The sequence below is a fragment of the Mycolicibacterium sediminis genome, assembly GCF_010731735.1.
Classification (GTDB): domain Bacteria; phylum Actinomycetota; class Actinomycetes; order Mycobacteriales; family Mycobacteriaceae; genus Mycobacterium; species Mycobacterium sediminis.
The window spans coordinates 4,946,387-4,963,038 of the sequence record NZ_AP022588.1; the positions used below are offsets into that span (position 1 = coordinate 4,946,387).

Genomic DNA, 16,652 nt, shown 5'->3' on the forward strand with positions numbered 1-16,652 from the left:
ACACCTAGACGCGACCTATTTCATACCTGTACGGTACTTGTATGGTAGGTCACACCACCGGCAACCGCCGGGGTCCGCGGTTGAAGCACCAGTACGTCGCCGCCGAGATCCGCGAAGCGATCATGACCGGTGCCTACGCCGACGGAACCCTCCTTCCCGGCGAGAACGTGCTCGCCGAGAAGTTCTCGGTCAGCCGCAGCACCATCCGCGGTGCACTCGAGGGCCTTGCGGCGGACAACCTGATAGCCACCCGAACGGGGATCGGTTCCTTCGTGACGTTCGACGGAGCCAGCCTCGATCAGGTGCCCGGCTGGGGCCTCGCCCTCGCGATGGGCGGCGTAGACGCCGACGTCGAGATCATTCGGGCGGAGACCGTCGTCGACCCCGAACTCGCCGCCGAGGTCACGTCGGCGTCCCTCGAGTTCCTCGCGCTCGATCGGATCCGACGACTAAGCGATGGACGCGCGATCTCCCTGGAGCGCAGCAGAGTTCCCGCCACCGGGGTGCTCGCGCGCGTTCCCGAGGATGGACTCGTCGACGACTCGCTGACGGCCACGATGAACGCCGCGGGAGTGGTGGCCGCCTCGGGCGATCAGTGGATCGCGGTCGCACCCCTCAACGCCGAGGACGCTCGTCTGCTCGGCCGGGAACGCGGAACCGTGTTCCTGACGGCGGTCCGACTGGCGAGAGACGCCGACGGAGGATTCGTCGAGAAGGTGGTCAGCTGGCTCGATCCCGAACGGTTCCGTCTGCACGTGCGATTCGGGGGCTGATCGGCATGACCCTCCACGACCGTGCACTGGCCGCACTTCGCGGGCTCGCCCTCGGCGACGCACTCGGCATGCCCACCCAATCACTCTCCCGTGAAACGATCCTCGAGGACTACGGACCCATCACGGGTTTCGTCGATGCCGGTCCCCGCCAGCGGATCGCGGCGGGAATGCCCGCGGCCTCGATCACCGACGACACCGAACAGGCGGTCCTCCTGGCCGAACTCCTCATCGAGGGAGCAGGCACCGTCGACACCTCGACGTTCGCCACCAGGTTGCTGGCGTGGGAGCGGAAGATGAAGGCCAAGGGCTCGCTCGATCTCCTCGGCCCCTCCACGAAGTTCGCGCTGGAACAGCTCAACGACGGCGTCCCCGCCGGGGAGGCGGGCAGCCGGGGCGCGACCAATGGCGCGGCCATGCGCGTCACCCCGATCGGCATCGCGAACGACGTGTCGGACGTCCGAACCTTCGTCGACGCGGTCGTCGCGGCGAGCGAGGTCACCCACAACACCTCGCTCGGCATCGCGAGTGCCGCCGCGGTCGGTGCCGCCGTCAGTGCCGGCGTGGGAGGCGCGTCGATGCCGGCGGCCATCGACGTAGCGATCTCGGCAGCAGTCGACGGCGAGGGACGCGGGCACTGGGTTGCCGGCGGGACCATCGCCGGCCGACTGCGATGGGCGATCCCCTACCTGGCCGACGTGCCGGCGGACGACCGCGATCGCGCACTGGCCGAGGTGATCGGAACCTCGGTCGCCGCACAGGAATCCGTCGTCGCGGCGCTCGCACTCGCTGCGGTCTCCGACGATCCGTGGCGGGGGATCTGCCAGGCCGCGAGCCTCGGGGGCGACACCGACACCGTCGCCGCCATCGCCGGCGCCGTCCTGGGGGCGACGACGGGGTCCGCGGCATGGCCGCCGGCAGAGGTGCACGCCCTCGAGACCATCAACGATCTCCACTTCAGCTCCCTGGCGCACGATCTCCTCGCCCTCCGAGCCTGACCCTTCCCCGAACGCCGACCACCCGATCCATCAACGATGCTGGAGGCACCACATGCACGCGCGCACAACGGGATCCATCACCGCCGTCGAACAGCGTGGCATCGAGCCCGTCCCGGACTCCGAACGCAACGGAAACCCGCTCCAGCTCTTCTGGGTATGGTTCGCGGCCAACATCTCGATCCTCGGACTGCCGCTGGGAGCAACGCTGGTTGCCCTGCAGTTCCTCAACGTGTGGCAGTCGCTCCTGGTCGCGGTCGTCGGCGCCGCGGGGTCATTCGCCATCGTCGGGGTGGTGTCGGTCGCCGGTCGCCGCGGCGCGGCGCCCAGCATGACGTTGTCGCGCGCCACGTTCGGCAGCAGGGGCAACTTCGGCCCGACGTGCGTGTCGCTGCTGTCGCGCCTCGGCTGGGAGACCGTGAACACCACCACCGGTGCCTTCGTGCTGATCTCGCTCTTCACGATCGTCTTCGGTACCGCCAGCGACGCGAAGATGGTCCCCGTACTCACGCTGGTGGCGATCTCGATCTTCGAACTGTGCACCCTGCTCGTCTCCGGGCTGGGGCACGCCGCGATCCTCGTCATCCAGAAGTGGGCCACGTGGATCTTCGGGGCGCTCAACGTCTTCGTCGGCGCGTTCCTCGTGGCGACCGTCGACTGGTCGGCGGTCGCGGCGATGCCGGCGGGCCCCTTCAGTGCCGTTCTGGTCGGCATCGGCGTGATCGCAGGTGGCACCGGCATCGGCTGGGCGAACGCGGGAGCCGACATGGCCCGCTACCAGCAGCCGGCCGTCAGGGCCGGCCGCCTCATCGCAGCCAGTGCCGCCGGGGCCGGAATCCCCCTGGTGCTCCTGATCGGGCTCGGTGCCCTGCTGACCGCCGGCGACGATTCCCTTGCGTCCGCGAGTGATCCGGTGGGCGCCATTCGCGAACTCCTGCCACCGTGGATGGCGATCCCGTATCTGATCGCAGCGTTCGGCGGGCTCCTCCTCTCGAACCACCTCTCGGTGTACTCGGCAGGATTGACCACGTTGACGCTCGGCATCCGCATCAAGCGCGTCTACGCCGTCGCCGTCGACGTGACCGTGACCTTCATCGGGTCGATCTACTTCATGCTGATCGCGGACAGCTTCTACGGTCCGTTCATCGCGTTCATCTCGCTGCTGGCCATACCGATCACCGCGTGGCTCGGTGTCTTCCTGGTCGACATGATCAAGCGGACCTACTACGACCCCGTCGCCCTCCTCGACATGACCGCGGGCGGCGCGTACTGGTACCGGGGTGGAGTCGAATGGCGTGCACTGGCCAGCTGGGCCGTCGCCATCGCAGTCGGATATACGTTCCTGGCAACGGGTTTGAGTGGTCTCGGCTGGATCGTGACGTTCATCGTCGCGGCAGTCGGCTACGCGGTGCTCGGGGGCGCGCGGGGCGTGCTGACCGAACCGAGCCGGCCGGCTGCCACGCTCGACAGGGGCTGACACGTGACCGGCCCACGCCTCATCTACACCGGGAACGTCATCGTCGACATCGTGATGTCCGTCGACGCCGTGCCCGAAGCGGGCGGCGACGTGATTGCCTCGCACTCTCAGATCACCGCGGGCGGTGGGTACAACGTGATGGTGGCGGCCCAGCGTGACGGACTGCACGTCCTCTACGCGGGCCAGTACGGAACCGGGCCGTTCGGCGACGTCGTTCGAGCCGCGCTGGAGTCGAGCGGCTTCGACCTGGCACAGACCGGAATCGACACCGTCGACAGCGGCTACTGCGTGGCTCTGGTGGATGCGTCCGCGGAGCGGACGTTCGTGACGTCGGTCGGCGCCGAGAGTCGGCTCGACCGGGCCGACCTGGATCGAATCGCGGTGTCCGACGACGACATCGTGTACGTCTCCGGCTACGGTCTTGCCCACCCGAGGAACGCGGTCGCCCTGGTGGGATGGCTCGAGGACCTACCGTCGAACGTCGTCGTCATCACCGATCCGTCTCCGCTGATCGCCGATCTCGACGAGACCGTCCTCGCACGGGTGCTAGAACGGACCGACGTGCTGAGCGCCAACGCCCGAGAAGCCAGGATCGCCACCGGTGCCGATGATCTCGCCGCGGCAGCGATCCACCTCGCGCCCCGAATCAGAAACAACGGGGCCGTCCTCGTCCGCGACGGCGCCCGAGGATGCTGGCTGACCGCCGCGAGCACCGCGGACGCTCCTGTTCTGATCGACGGCTTCCCCGTCGATGCCGTCGACACGAACGGTGCGGGCGACGCGCACGGCGGCGTCCTCGCTGCGGCGCTGGCCCGCGGCGTGGCGCTCGCCGATGCCGTCGTGCGCGCCAACGCCGCGGCAGCACTGGCCGTGACGAAGCGCGGGCCCGCGACGGCACCGACGTCGTCGGAGATCGACGCGTTGCTCGCCGGCCGATCACCGACACACTCCTGAGTGGGGCGGGCGGGGCTCGAACCCGCGACCAAGGGATTATGAGTCCCCGGCTCTAACCAACTGAGCTACCGCCCCCAGCGCGCGACGCGCGGCCACAATGTTCGCATACGCCTGCGGGGGCCGAGGATCAGCCGTAGACCGGTTGCCCGTCGACGCCCAGCAGGTAGCGCTCGGTGCCCTCGGTGACTCGCGGCGCGTCCGCACCCAGTGACACGGCGATCTTGTTGGCGGCGTTGCGCATCACGTCGAGGGTCAGCTCGAACGCCTCCGGTTCGGTGAAGTGGGACCTGAGCCCAGCGGCCAGGCTCGCGTCGATGTCGGCCGGGGTCCAGATCAGGGCGTCGACGTAGCGCAGCGCCGCCCTGTGCCCGTCGTCGAGTTGCGTCGAGGTCTCGTAGCGCTCGATGTCGTCGTACATCGACTCGGTGCCTCCGGCGTCCAGGGCGGTGCCCTCCCGCAGCGAGCGGCACAGCCGGCAGTCGTGCTGCACCGCGCCGCGCAGGCGCACCACCTCGGTCGTCACCGGGTCCAGGGCCCGCATCGCCCCGACCGTCGGCGCGAACTGGTTGAGCACGAGGTCGATCGGATCGGTGTCGTGGTCCCAGCCGTCGGCGTCTGGGATCGGCGGCAGCCCCAGCACGTCCAGGCCGGCCTGGACGCGCGGCACGAAGTCGGCCACGAACGTCAGCACCGTGATCGCGAACGCGTCCTTGCCCGCACTCGCCAGGAACGCCTCGCGCTGGGCCGCGCTGACGGAGGCGACGTCGGTCGCGAACTGCTCGGCGAAGTCGCGCACCGCCGGGTCGTCCGCGGCCGCCCCCTCGGCGGCCAGCGGTGTCAGCCCGGTCGATGCGGCGCACGTCGCGCGCACCAGCGCGTTGACTTCGCCGAGGCCGTGCGGCGAGAGCGCGGTCAGACGGGTCAGCAGCTCGTAGGGCGCGTCCATGCCGCGATTATCGGGCCTGGCTCACCGACGACATGTGGAAGTCCGGAATCCGGAGCGACGGCATCGCCGCCCGGGTCGCCCAGTCGCCCCACTCGCGCGGCAGCGTCACCTCGCTGACGCCGGCCTGCGAGGCGCGCCGGAGCAGATCCAGCGGACTCTCGTTGAACCGGAAGTTGTTGACCTCGCCGGTCACCTCACCGTCCTCGATCAGGTAGACGCCGTCGCGCGTCAGCCCCGTCAGCAGCAGGACGGTCGGGTCGACCTCGCGGATGTACCAGAGCGTGGTCAGCAGCAGTCCGCGTTCGGTCGCCGCCACCATGTCCGCCAGGCTGGCGTCGCCGCCGGTCATCAGCAGGTTGTCGGCCGCCACGGTCACCGGCACGTCGAACTCCGCGGCCGCGGCACGCGGATAGGCGAGCGCGTTCACCGCACCGTCGCGGATCCAGTCCACGCGTCCGACGTCCATGCCGTTGTCGAACACCGACGACCGTTCCGAGGAACTCGTCGCCGTCACGAACGGCGCACACTCCAGCCCGGAGGCGCCGGGATCGGAGTACAGGTTGAGGCCCAGATCGGTCAGGCGTTCGCCCACCCGTGTGCCGCCCGGCGCCGACAGGGCCGTGCGGCCCTCCTGCGCTCCGCGCCCGTCCATGCTCCAGGTCAGATAGATCATGATGTCGGCCACCGTCGACGGCGGCATCAACGTCTCGTAGCGACCCGCCGGCAGCTCGATCGGACGCCGAGCCCAGTCGAGCCTCGTCGACAGATCCGCGAGCATCGAATCGGTGGGCACGTCGACGAAGTCGGGGCTGCTGACCCCCGCCCACGCGCTCGCCCCGTCGCGCTTGGCGTTGATCTCCACGGTGCCGGTCGGCTGGGTGTAGCGCCGCCGAAGGCCGTTCGACGTCGCGACGAACGTGGTGTCCAGTTCGTGCCGGGCGAAGCCGTACAGCGTGTCGGTGCCGGAGAACCCCCGCGCGAGACTGGTTGCGACGCTTCCGAACACGTCGGCACCCGTGGTCGGTATCGGGCCGTCCCAGTCCGGGGGGACGGTGGTCGCCGCCAGGGGCGGCGCGGCGTCGCGTGCGGCGGGCGCCGACGCCGCGGCCCGCTGCGAGGCGGCGACGAGAGCGGTGATGGCCGTCGGGTCCACCTCGCTCGACTGGACCGAACCGACGAATGCCTCGTCGCCGCTGCGGCGGATCGACACGACCGTGGTGTCCCGGCCGAAGGAGTCGCCGTTGGTGGTCATCGAATTGCCCGCCCACCGCAGGGCGGTGGTGGACCGTTCGGTGACCAGCACGATGGTCTCGTCCGCCCCGCCCAGCCGCGCGGCCTCCGCCAGGACGAGTTCGACGACCTCGGGTGCGCTGATCATGCCGACTCGTTCTTCGCGCAAGCGCTCATCATCTGCCCGACTCCTCGCGCGTGTTCAACACGTTGATCCCCCGAAACAGCGCCGACGGGCAGCCGTGGCTGACCGCGGCGACCTGACCCGGTTGGGCCTTGCCGCAGTTGAAGGCGCCGCCGAGGCGCCACGTCGACGGACCGCCGACCGCCTCCATCGCACCCCAGAAGTCGGTCGTCACCGCCTGGTAGGCGACGTCGCGGAGCTGGCCGTCGAGCCGGCCGTCGCGGATGCGGAAGAACCGCTGCCCGGTGAACTGGAAGTTGTAGCGCTGCATGTCGATCGACCACGACTTGTCGCCGACGACGTAGATTCCGTCGGCCACCCGGGCGATCAGATCCGCGGTCGTCACGTCCTCGGCGGCGGGCTGCAACGAGACGTTGGCCATCCGCTGGATCGGCACGTGGTGCGGCGAATCGGCGTACGAGCAGCCGTTGGACCGGGCCTCGCCGAGCCGCGGCGCGAACACCCGGTCGAGTTGATACCCGACGAAGACGCCGTCGCGCACCAGGTCCCACTGCTGCGCACGCACGCCCTCGTCGTCGTATCCGATGCTCGCCAAGCCGTGGTCGACGGTGCGGTCGGCGGTCACGTTCATCACCGACGACCCGTAGCGCATCGTGCCCAGCTTGTCCGGGGTGGCGAACGACGTGCCCGCGTAGGCCGCCTCGTACCCGATCGCCCGGTCGTATTCGGTGGCGTGGCCGATGGATTCGTGAATGGTGAGCCACAGGTTCGACGGGTCGATCACGAGGTCCGTCGGCCCGGCGACCACGCTGGGCGCCTTGATCTTCTCGGCGAGCAACGATGGCAGTTCGGCCAGCTCGCCCGTCCAGTCCCACACGTCGTCGCCTGCGACGGCCTCCCAGCCCCGCGCCGTGGGCGGTGCCAGCGACCGCATTGACTCGAAGCTGCCCGCCGCCGAGTCCACCGACACCGCCTCGACGGTCGGCTGTACCCGGACCCGCTGCTGGGTGATCGAGGATCCGAACGTGTCCGCGTAGAAGACCTGCTCCTTGGCGGCGTACAGACTCGCCGACACGTGGTCGACGCCGTCCGCGGCGAGCAGGCGCCCGGAGTACTCGTCGAGCACCCCGATCTTCTCGGCTGCGGGGACCTCGAACGGGTCGATCCGGTAGTCGGACACCCAGCTCGCGTCGTCGTAGACGGGTTCCACGGCCAACTCGATGGGCTCGGCGTTCAGCGGCGCGAGCGTCCTGGCGACCTGGACGGCCCGTCGTGCGGTGTCGGAGGCGACGTCGACGGCCAGTTCCGCATGGGAGGCGAACCCCCAGGTCCCGTCGACGATGACGCGGACGGCGAGCCCGATCTCGCGAGTCAGGACCGAGGTCTCCAGCTCTCCGTCGCGGAGCTGCACGATCTCGGTGGTGATGCGGTGGATGCGCAGGTCCGCGTAGCTCGCGCCGGCGGCCAGGGCCGCGGTGAGCGCGGCGTCGGCCAGCTGCGTACGGGGCAGTGCGAGGAAGTCGGCATCGACACGGCGGTCCGCTGTCACGCCTCCACCGTAGTGGCACGCCGGCCGGGGAGGCTTTAATGACCCGGTGAGACGCGGGCGGGTGGCGGCGACGGTGCGGGCCTACGCCCTGCTGGCCCCGAGCCTGTTCGGGGTGGTGACGTTCCTGCTCCTGCCGATGCTGGTGGTGGCGTGGCTGAGCCTGCACCGCTGGGATCTGCTCGGGCCCATCACCTTTGTCGGACTGGGCAATTGGCGATCGGTGCTCACCGACCCGACGTTCGGCGTCTCACTGCTCGCCACGGCGGCGTTCGTCGCCATGGTGATCCCGGTGCAGACCGCACTCGGATTGTTCGCCGCGTCGATGCTCGCCCGCGGTCTGCCCGGCACCGGATTCCTGCGGACGTTGTACGTGCTGCCGTGGATCTGCTCGCCCTTGGCCATCGCGGTGCTGTGGCGATGGATCCTCGCGCCCACCGACGGCGCCGTCAGCACGGCGCTGGGCACGCGCATCGAGTGGTTGACCGACCCCGTCCTCGCCCTCCCGGTGGTGGCGGCGGTGACGGTGTGGACGAACGTCGGCTACGTCACGCTGTTCTTCCTCGCCGGCATCCTCAACATCCCGGGCGACGTCCAGAACGCGGCCCGGGTGGACGGGGCGACGTCGTGGCAGCGGTTCCGGTGGATCACGTGGCCCCTGCTTCGCCCGACGCTGTTCTTCGTGCTGGTGACCGGATTGGTCAGCGCCGCACAGGTCTTCGACACGGTGTACGCACTGACCGGCGGTGGGCCCGGGAATCGTACCGACCTGCTCGCCCACCGCATCTACGCCGAGGCCTTCGAGGCAGCCTCCATCGGACGGGCGTCGGTGATGGCGATGGTGCTGTTCGGCCTGCTCGTCGGCGTCATCGTCGTCCAACAGCGCTACTTCCGTCGCAGGATCACCCATGACCTCGTCTAGGGCGCGACTGCGCAGGGTCGCATCCCGCGCGGCCATCTACCCGGCACTGCTGCTCGGGGCGATCCTCGTGCTCGCACCCTTCGCCCTCGGACTGCTCACCTCGATCACCCCGGCCGAGCAGTTCGCCACCGGTTCGCCGCTGAGCCTGCCCAGTCCCCCGACCGTCGCCAACTACGCGGCACTCGGCGACAACGGCTTCGGCCGCGCGATCGTCGTGACGGCACTGACCACGGCCGTCATCCTGGTCGGCCAGTTGACGTTCTCGGTACTGGCCGCGTACGCGTTCGCCCGCCTCGAGTTCCCGGGCCGCGACGCGCTGTTCTGGGTGTACGTGGCCACGCTGATGGTGCCTGCGACGGTCACCGTGGTGCCGCTCTACCTGATGATGGCCGAGGCCGGTCTGCGGAACACCTTCTGGGCGCTGGTGCTGCCGTTCATGTTCGGCTCGCCGTACGCGATCTTCCTGCTGCGGGAGTACATGCGCGCCATCCCCGGCGACCTCATCCGGGCCGCCCGGATGGACGGTGCGAACACCCTGGACGTCCTGGTGCACGTCGTCGTGCCCGCCAGCAAGCCCATCCTGGTCACGCTGGCCCTCATCACCGTGGTGTCCCAGTGGAACAACTTCATGTGGCCGCTGGTGATCACCAGCGGCGACACCTGGCGCGTGCTGACGGTGGCGACCGCCGGCCTGCAGTCGCGCTACGACGCGCAGTGGACCCTGGTGATGGCGGCGACGACCGTGGCGATCGTCCCGTTGATCGTGTTGTTCGTTGCGCTGGGGCGGCTCGTCACCCGGTCGATCGTCGTCACGGGACTGAAGTGACCGGTCCCCGAACGCGCCTGCGGCCCAGGACGTCGACCCTGATCGCGGCGGGCATCGCGCTGCTCCTCGCCGCCCTGATGTGCACCTCGCTGCTGCTGGCCGACCGCACCGGTTCCGGCGGCCGGACCGTCGTGACCATCCGACTGTGGGACGAGCAGGTGGCGCAGGCCTACCGGGCCTCGTTCACGGAGTTCGAACGCCGGCATCCCGACGTCGAGGTGCGCACCAACGTGGTCGCCTACTCGTCGTACTTCGACACGCTGCGGACCGACGTCGCCGGTGGCGGCGCCGACGACCTGTTCTGGTTGTCCAACGCGTACTTCGCCGGCTACGCCGACACCGGCAGGCTGCTCGACGTCACGAAGGTCCTGGGTCCGGACTCCGCGGAGGCCTGGGATCCGTCGGTGGTCGCACAGTTCACCCGCGGCGGGACGCTCTGGGGCGTACCGCAACTGACCGACGGCGGAATCGCGGTGTACTACAACGCCGATCTGCTCGGCGAGGCCGGCGTCGACCCGGGCGAACTGGCGGACCTCGAATGGCGGCCCGGCGCAGACGCGGGCGACACCCTGCTTCCCCTGCTGCGGCGGCTCACCGTCGACGCCGAGGGCGACCGCGCCGGGACTCCCGGATTCGACCCCGATCGCGTGCGCCAGTGGGGCTATGACGCGGCCAACGACCTGCAGGGCATCTACCTGAACTTCGTCGGCTCCGCGGGCGGCGTCTTCTCCGAGGGCGACCGGTTCGCCTTCGACGATCCCGCCGCAGAGCGGGCGTTCACCTACGTCGTCGACCTGATCAACCGCGAGCACGTCTCCCCGCCCGCCTCCGACACCAACGGCAACGGCGACTTCTCGCGCAACCAGTTCCTGGCCGGCCGGATGGCGCTGTTCCAGTCCGGCACCTACAACCTGGCCGCCATCGCCGATGGGGCGCGCTTCCGCTGGGGCGTCGCGATGCTGCCGAGCGGTCCGGCCGGACGGGTCAGCGTCACCAACGGCATCGCCGTCGCCGCCAATTCCGCGACCCGGCACCCCGAGGCGGTCCGCGAGGTGCTCACGTGGCTGGGCGGTGCCGAGGGCAACGGGTTTCTCGGGGCGGGTGGTGCGGCGGTTCCGGCGGCGCTCGCCGCGCAGCCGGTGTACTTCCGGTACTGGGCGGATCGTGGCGTCGACACCAGCGCGTTCTTCCGCGTCCTCGACGGACCGCGGATCGCGGCGCCCGGCGGTGCGGGCTTCGCCGCGGGATTCCAGGCGCTCACGCCGTACTTCGACGAGATGTTCCTGGGCCGACGTCCCGTGGCCACGACCCTGGCCGAGGCGCAGGCGGCGGCGAACGAGGCGAGTGAGCGCTAGGTCTTGCTCGTCGCCAGAGGCGTCAGGACCTCGACGTACACGGACAGCAGGCAGAGCACGAGGACGACGGCCATCGCGACGGTGTCGCGGAGCTTGGGGCCCGCGGGCAACGCGGAGATCTGACCGGTACCGCCGCGCGCGGTGATCGCGTCGCCCATCTCGTCGGCGCGGCGCAGCGCGACGGTGATCGCCGCGGCCAGCAGGTCGACGACCTCGGCGCCCCACCGGTGCGCCCGGCCACCCTCGATCTGCTCCCGGGGCCGTAGCTTGCGCGCGGCGAACAGGACGCGGAACTCGTCGATCAGCATCGGAAAGGCGCGCAGCGCAAGGGCGATGGCCACTGCCCAGTCGTCGATCGGGACGCGCAGTGCCTTGAGCGGCCGGCCCAGCTTGGCGACGGCCGGCGCGATCTCGGCCACGTTCGTCGTCCACGACACCAGCGCACCCAGCCCGAGCAGGACGATCGACAGCACCGTCAGGCGGAGGAAGTTCAGTAATCCGCCCAGGCCCACGGTGACCGAGCCGACCGTCACCTCGGGCGAGCCGCCCGCGAAGGTCGCGGTCACCCCGCCGAGCACGATGAGGAACCACAGGAAGGTCGGGATCGACGGCAGTGCGCCGCGCGGGATGTGCGCCAGCCAGGCTGTGCCGAGGACCAGCAGGGCCACCAGACCGATCGGGATCCACCCCGGGTAGAAGGTGAGTAGGACGCCCACGCCCGCCACGACGAGCAGCTTCGTGCCGGCCCACATGTCGTGGATCACCGACGTGCCGGGAACCGGTCGCAGCAGCACGACGGGCCGGCGTTGGCGGTTGGTGCGCGGGCTCACGTCACGGTTCCCGTCGTCGTCGGTGCCTGCGCCAGTGCGCCGTCGGCCAGGTGCAGCGTGCGCGGGCACAGCCCCTCGAGGCCGGAGAAGTCGTGCGAGATGACCACGACGGTGAGCCCGTTGTTGCGACGCAGGTCCTCGAGGACCGACAGCAGACCCCGTTGGCTCTCGGCGTCGAGCCCGGCGAGCGGCTCGTCGAGGATGATCGCGCGCGGCGAGCGGGCGAGCAGCCCGGCGAGGACGACGCGACGCATCTGGCCGCCGCTGAGCTGGTCGATGCGGCGCAACCCCAACGAGCGGTCGAGGCCGACCATCGCCAGCGCCCGTTCGACCTTGCGGTGGTCGTGATAGTCGAATCCGGCGCTGGCAGCGATCTCGAGGTCGACGCGACCCCGCATGAGCTGTAGCCGCGCGGCCTGGAACGAGATGGCGACCGCACCCACCTGATCCGACACCGGCGTGCCGTCGAGCAGGCACTCGCCGGTCGTGGGGACCTGAAGTCCGGCCAGAATCCACGCAAGCGTGGACTTGCCGGACCCGTTGAGGCCGTGGATGAGCAGGCCGTCGCCCTCGTTGACCACGAAGTCGATGTCGCGCAGCGCCGTCGACGCCCACGGCGTGCCACTGCCGTACTCGTGCCCGACGCCGCGCAGCTCCAGCAGCGGGGTGCCCGACGGATGGGCGGCGGCGATGGCATCGGGAACCGGTGCGGTGGGGACCATCTCGAGGTTGTCCGCGGAACTGCCGGTGAGGTTGATCGTCCGGTCGGCGGATTCTGCCTCGGCGTTGTAGTGCGTGATGTGCACCAGCGCCATCCGGTGGCGTTCGGTCAGTCCGGCGAGGACGCCGATCAGCGCGTCACGGCCACGTTGGTCGACCATGCTGGTGACCTCGTCGGCGATCAGCAGTCTCGGTTCGCGTGCCAGCGCCGCGGCCACCGAGAGCCGTTGCAGCTCACCGCCGGAGAGTCCACCGGTGTCGCGTTCGGCCAGCCCGTCGAGCCCGACCTCGGACAGCAGCCGGTCGACGTCGACGCGCGCGCCCACGGGCAGACCCCAGACGACGTCGTCGGACACCCGCGTCCCCAGCACCTGGCTCTCGGGGTGCTGCATGACCACGGCGGTTCCACCGACGCGGCCGAGCCCGATACCCCCGGGCCGGTCGACCGTGCCGGTCCTCGGTTCGCGGCCCGCGAGCACCAGCATCAGGGTGGTCTTGCCCGATCCGTTCGCGCCGGTGATGGCCACGTGCTCGCCGGACTCCACCTCGAGCGACACCGGCCCCAGCGCATCGTGGTCGGTGTCCGGGTAGCGGAAGGTGACGTCGCGCAGGCGAACCGGCACGGGCCCGGCGGCGGCGTCGGTCGGCGGGCTGTCGAGCTTGTGCACGTCCGGGACGCCGAACAGGCGGCCCAGGACGCGGGACAGCGCCCACCAGCCGACCATCGTGACGAAGAGGATGCTCCAGATCCCCGACGCCAGGATCAGCAGCGGCCAGTACGCGAGAAGGGTGTCCAGGCCGTCGCGCATCTGCTGCGCGAGGGGCTCGAAGCCGGGGATCCGTTCGAGCACGTGTGCCGTACCCGTCACGTTGGCGGTGACGCTGTCGAAGATCAGGTTGCGCAGGCGCGAGAGCACCGCGAGCGCGACGACCGCCGCAGCACCGAAGGCCGCACCTGCGATCAGCGCGGCGACGAACACCGTCGGCGTGCCGCGGCCGCGCCGCTTCACGACGCCGGTGAGCCCACCGATGTAGGCGCAGTTGACCACGGTCATGAATCCGCCCATGCCCGCGATGAGGAAGGCAATGACGGCACCCGCGACGGTCGCGGTCAGCAGCACTCGGAGGCGATAGCGGTAGGCGAGCAGGCCCATCGGGACGGTGCCCAGCATCGACAGCCCGGCGGCGAAGGGCACGACGACCGCGATGATCGCCGTTGCGGCGCACAGCGCCGCCATGACCGCCGCGTGCGCGAGTTCGGCCGGTTGGATCGCACCGGGACGACGAACGTCGCGTGCCCCGGTCACAGCCATTTCTCAATACTGCCAGCCGCCCACGGAGAACTTCGCCTGCGGTGTGTGACCATGGACACCCGAAGCAGACCATTCGCATAGTCAACCTATGTAAGATGGCGCCATGACCTCATCCGTCTCGGCCGGCGCCACGCTGTCGTCCGACCTGCTCTCCGCGGTCGCGCGGATCAATCGGCTGGCGAACCAGCGCGTTCGGCTGGCACTTCCGTTCGCTCAGGCGCGGCTGCTCGCAGCGATCGAGGATCAGGGCGCCGCACGGATCTCCGACCTCGCCGCGCTCGACCACTGCTCGCAGCCCACCATGACGACGCAGGTCCGCCGCCTGGAGGACGCCGGCCTGGTGTCACGGGCCACCGATCCGGCCGATGCCCGTGCGGTGCTGATCAGCATCACCCCCGACGGCGTCGAGGCTTTGGCGAAGGTGCGCGCCGATCGCGGCGCGGTGATCGACCCCTATCTGGCGCGCCTCGACGACGCCGACCGGCAGACGCTCGTGGACGCCGTTCGGGTCATGCGCAGGCTGCTCGACGACGCGCAGCTGCACTGACCTCTCGCGGAGATGCTCCCGAGCACCCCGCTGACGCTATACATAGTTACCCTATACAATCGACATCATCTGATTCCGAACACCGAGGAGGACCCGCCCGATGTGGCGTCAACCCAAGGCCGTCTGGGCCGTCGCCTTCGCGTCCGTCGTGGCCTTCATGGGCATCGGACTCGTCGACCCGATCCTGAAGCCGATCGCCGACAACCTCGACGCGTCGCCGTCGCAGGTGTCGCTGCTGTTCACCAGCTACATGGCCGTCATGGGCGTCGCCATGCTCGTCACCGGCGTCGTCTCCAGCAGGATCGGACCGAAGCGCACCCTGCTGGTCGGGTTGGTCGTCATCATCGCCGGCGCCGGACTTGCCGGGATGAGTGGATCGGTCATGGACATCGTCGGCTGGCGGGCCCTGTGGGGTCTCGGCAACGCGCTGTTCATCGCCACCGCGCTGGCCACGATCGTCAACTCGGCCAAGGGGTCGGTCGCGCAGGCGATCATCCTGTACGAGGCGGCGCTGGGGCTGGGCATCGCCGTCGGACCACTGGTCGGCGGCGTACTCGGGTCGATCTCCTGGCGCGGCCCGTTCTTCGGCGTCTCCGTCCTGATGGCCGTCGCGCTCGTCATCACCGCGTTCCTCCTGCCGTCGACTCCCCGGCCGCAACGCGCCACCACGCTGGCCGACCCGTTCCGCGCGCTGCGGCACCGCGGCCTGTTCGGCGTTGGACTGACCGCGCTGCTGTACAACTTCGGCTTCTTCACCCTCCTGGCCTTCACGCCGTTCCCGCTCGACATGAACGCCCATCAGATCGGGCTCATCTTCTTCGGGTGGGGTGTCGCGTTGGCGTTCACCTCCGTGGTGGTCGCGCCGCGCCTGCAGCACCGGTTCGGCACCATCCGCGTACTCATCGTCAACCTGCTGTTCTTCAGCGCCACGCTGGTCGTGATGGCGCTGGGCACCGACTCGAAGGCCCTGCTGGCCGTCTGCGTGGTGGTCGCCGGGCTGTTCATCGGCGTGAACAACACGTTGATCACGGAGACGGTGATGAAGGCGGCACCCGTAGAGAGGGGGACGGCGTCGGCGGCGTACAGCTTCATGCGGTTCAGCGGTGCCGCCGTCGCACCCTGGCTCGCGGGGGTGCTCGGCGAGCAGGTCAGCGTCCACCTGCCCTACTGGGTCGGGGCCGGCGCCGTCCTGCTCGGTGCGGGCGTGCTCTTCACGACCCGCGCGCACCTGGCGGGGGTCGACGCCGAGGAGGACCGGCTCGACGAGCTGACCGACGAGGCGGCCGCGTTGACCGTGGGCAGCGAGAGCTAACCGACCGCGGCGCCGATGAGGTGCCCCACGGCGTAGGTCGCGGCAATCGCGATCGCGCCGAAGGTCAATTGGCGCAGCGACCCCAGCAGCACGCCCTTGCGGGTGAAGCTCGCCGCGACGCCGCCCGCGATGAGCAGTCCGACGCCTCCGCACGCCAGCCCCAGCCACAGCAGGCCGTACCCCAGCAGGTACGGGATGAGGGGCACGATCGCGCCGATCGCGAACATCACGAACGACGAGCCGGCCGCGACCCACGGCGACGGCTTGTCGCTGGGGTCGACGCCCAGCTCCTGGACCAGGTGGAAGTTGAGCGCGCGGGTCTCGTCGCGGTGGATCTCCTCGGTCGCCCGGCCCGCCGTCTCCGGCGTCATGCCCATCTCGACCAACGTGGCGACCAGCTCGGCCCGTTCCTCCTCCGGGTACCGCAGGAACGACCGGCGCTCGACGCGCACCTCCGAGTCGAGCTGCTCATTCGCCGTCGTCACCGAGGTGTACTCGCCGAGGCCCATGGAGAACGCGCCGGCGAGCAGACCCGCGACCCCCGACAGCACCACGGTGTGCACGCTGGCGGTCGCTGCCACGCCCGCGATCAACGCGGTGTTGCTCACCAGGCCGTCCATCGCACCGAAGGTGGCCGCGCGGAGCCACCCGCCCGACACGTCGGCGTGCCGGTGGTCGATCTGGTGCGGCATGCCGGCCGCCGCGGCCGGACCACCCGATTCAGTCATGCGGACGATTGAACGCCTCGCCCGACCGACGGAATC

At 70.0% G+C, this 16,652-nt stretch carries 15 protein-coding genes and 1 tRNA gene; 9 read left to right on the forward strand and 7 right to left on the reverse strand.

All coding sequences use genetic code 11. The features are described from left to right. Window positions 1–41 precede the first annotated feature (41 nt). The 4 genes from G6N64_RS23650 to G6N64_RS23665 are packed head-to-tail and all read left to right on the forward strand — an operon-like array spanning window position 42 to window position 4,196. Window positions 42–773 (forward strand): GntR family transcriptional regulator, encoded by a 732-nt coding sequence (locus G6N64_RS23650; protein ID WP_163800274.1) that lies wholly within the window; start codon window positions 42–44, stop codon window positions 771–773. Window positions 774–778: 5 nt separating this feature from the next. After that, complete coding sequence (locus G6N64_RS23655) at window positions 779–1,768, forward strand: ADP-ribosylglycohydrolase family protein (RefSeq protein ID WP_163800275.1); 990 nt, start codon at window positions 779–781, stop codon at window positions 1,766–1,768. A 52-nt stretch (window positions 1,769–1,820) separates the two neighbouring features. Next, window positions 1,821–3,242, forward strand: coding sequence for a purine-cytosine permease family protein (locus G6N64_RS23660; RefSeq protein WP_163800276.1), 1,422 nt, complete (start codon window positions 1,821–1,823; stop codon window positions 3,240–3,242). 3 nt (window positions 3,243–3,245) lie between these two features. Beyond that, complete coding sequence (locus G6N64_RS23665) at window positions 3,246–4,196, forward strand: PfkB family carbohydrate kinase (protein WP_163800277.1); 951 nt, start codon at window positions 3,246–3,248, stop codon at window positions 4,194–4,196. Between the two features lies 1 nt (window position 4,197). Here the strand turns inward: G6N64_RS23665 and G6N64_RS23670 are convergent. From G6N64_RS23670 to G6N64_RS23685, 4 genes are all read right to left on the reverse strand, one after another. Further along, window positions 4,198–4,271 (reverse strand) — tRNA-Ile (locus G6N64_RS23670). A gap of 52 nt (window positions 4,272–4,323) precedes the next feature. Beyond that, on the reverse strand, window positions 4,324–5,142 hold the full coding sequence (locus G6N64_RS23675; RefSeq protein ID WP_163800278.1) for a carboxymuconolactone decarboxylase family protein: 819 nt from the start codon (window positions 5,140–5,142) through the stop codon (window positions 4,324–4,326). A 7-nt stretch (window positions 5,143–5,149) separates the two neighbouring features. Beyond that, the gene (locus G6N64_RS23680; protein ID WP_163800279.1) at window positions 5,150–6,520 is read right to left on the reverse strand and encodes a metallopeptidase TldD-related protein; all 1,371 of its coding nucleotides are present in this window, start codon (window positions 6,518–6,520) and stop codon (window positions 5,150–5,152) included. Window positions 6,521–6,548: 28 nt separating this feature from the next. Then, complete coding sequence (locus G6N64_RS23685) at window positions 6,549–8,066, reverse strand: TldD/PmbA family protein (RefSeq protein WP_163800280.1); 1,518 nt, start codon at window positions 8,064–8,066, stop codon at window positions 6,549–6,551. Between the two features lie 46 nt (window positions 8,067–8,112). Between G6N64_RS23685 and G6N64_RS23690 the strand changes: the two genes are divergently transcribed. The 3 genes from G6N64_RS23690 (at window position 8,113) to G6N64_RS23700 (ending at window position 11,166) form a co-directional block, all read left to right on the forward strand. Continuing rightward, window positions 8,113–8,985, forward strand: a complete 873-nt coding sequence (locus G6N64_RS23690; protein WP_246230778.1) for a carbohydrate ABC transporter permease — start codon at window positions 8,113–8,115, stop codon at window positions 8,983–8,985. After that, on the forward strand, window positions 8,972–9,811 hold the full coding sequence (locus G6N64_RS23695; protein WP_163800281.1) for a carbohydrate ABC transporter permease: 840 nt from the start codon (window positions 8,972–8,974) through the stop codon (window positions 9,809–9,811). The genes G6N64_RS23690 and G6N64_RS23695 overlap by 14 nt, the downstream gene beginning before the upstream one ends. A gap of 77 nt (window positions 9,812–9,888) precedes the next feature. Continuing rightward, complete coding sequence (locus G6N64_RS23700; RefSeq protein ID WP_163802074.1) at window positions 9,889–11,166, forward strand: ABC transporter substrate-binding protein; 1,278 nt, start codon at window positions 9,889–9,891, stop codon at window positions 11,164–11,166. Here the strand turns inward: G6N64_RS23700 and G6N64_RS23705 are convergent. Together G6N64_RS23705 and G6N64_RS23710 are read right to left on the reverse strand one after the other, a co-directional pair. After that, a complete protein-coding gene (locus tag G6N64_RS23705) occupies window positions 11,163–11,996 on the reverse strand; it encodes an energy-coupling factor transporter transmembrane component T family protein (RefSeq protein ID WP_163800282.1) in 834 nt (277 codons plus the stop codon). The genes G6N64_RS23700 and G6N64_RS23705 overlap by 4 nt on opposite strands. Further along, the gene (locus G6N64_RS23710; protein ID WP_163800283.1) at window positions 11,993–14,029 is read right to left on the reverse strand and encodes an ABC transporter ATP-binding protein; all 2,037 of its coding nucleotides are present in this window, start codon (window positions 14,027–14,029) and stop codon (window positions 11,993–11,995) included. Before G6N64_RS23710 ends, G6N64_RS23705 begins: the two co-directional genes overlap by 4 nt. 103 nt (window positions 14,030–14,132) lie before the next feature. Here G6N64_RS23710 and G6N64_RS23715 point away from each other — a divergent pair, with 103 nt between their 5' ends. Together G6N64_RS23715 and G6N64_RS23720 are read left to right on the forward strand one after the other, a co-directional pair. After that, window positions 14,133–14,576 (forward strand): MarR family winged helix-turn-helix transcriptional regulator, encoded by a 444-nt coding sequence (locus G6N64_RS23715; RefSeq protein ID WP_163800284.1) that lies wholly within the window; start codon window positions 14,133–14,135, stop codon window positions 14,574–14,576. A gap of 100 nt (window positions 14,577–14,676) precedes the next feature. Further along, window positions 14,677–15,888 (forward strand): MFS transporter, encoded by a 1,212-nt coding sequence (locus G6N64_RS23720; protein ID WP_163800285.1) that lies wholly within the window; start codon window positions 14,677–14,679, stop codon window positions 15,886–15,888. Here the strand turns inward: G6N64_RS23720 and G6N64_RS23725 are convergent. Next, window positions 15,885–16,616, reverse strand: coding sequence for a VIT1/CCC1 transporter family protein (locus tag G6N64_RS23725; RefSeq protein WP_163800286.1), 732 nt, complete (start codon window positions 16,614–16,616; stop codon window positions 15,885–15,887). The genes G6N64_RS23720 and G6N64_RS23725 overlap by 4 nt on opposite strands. Window positions 16,617–16,652: the final 36 nt, after the last annotated feature.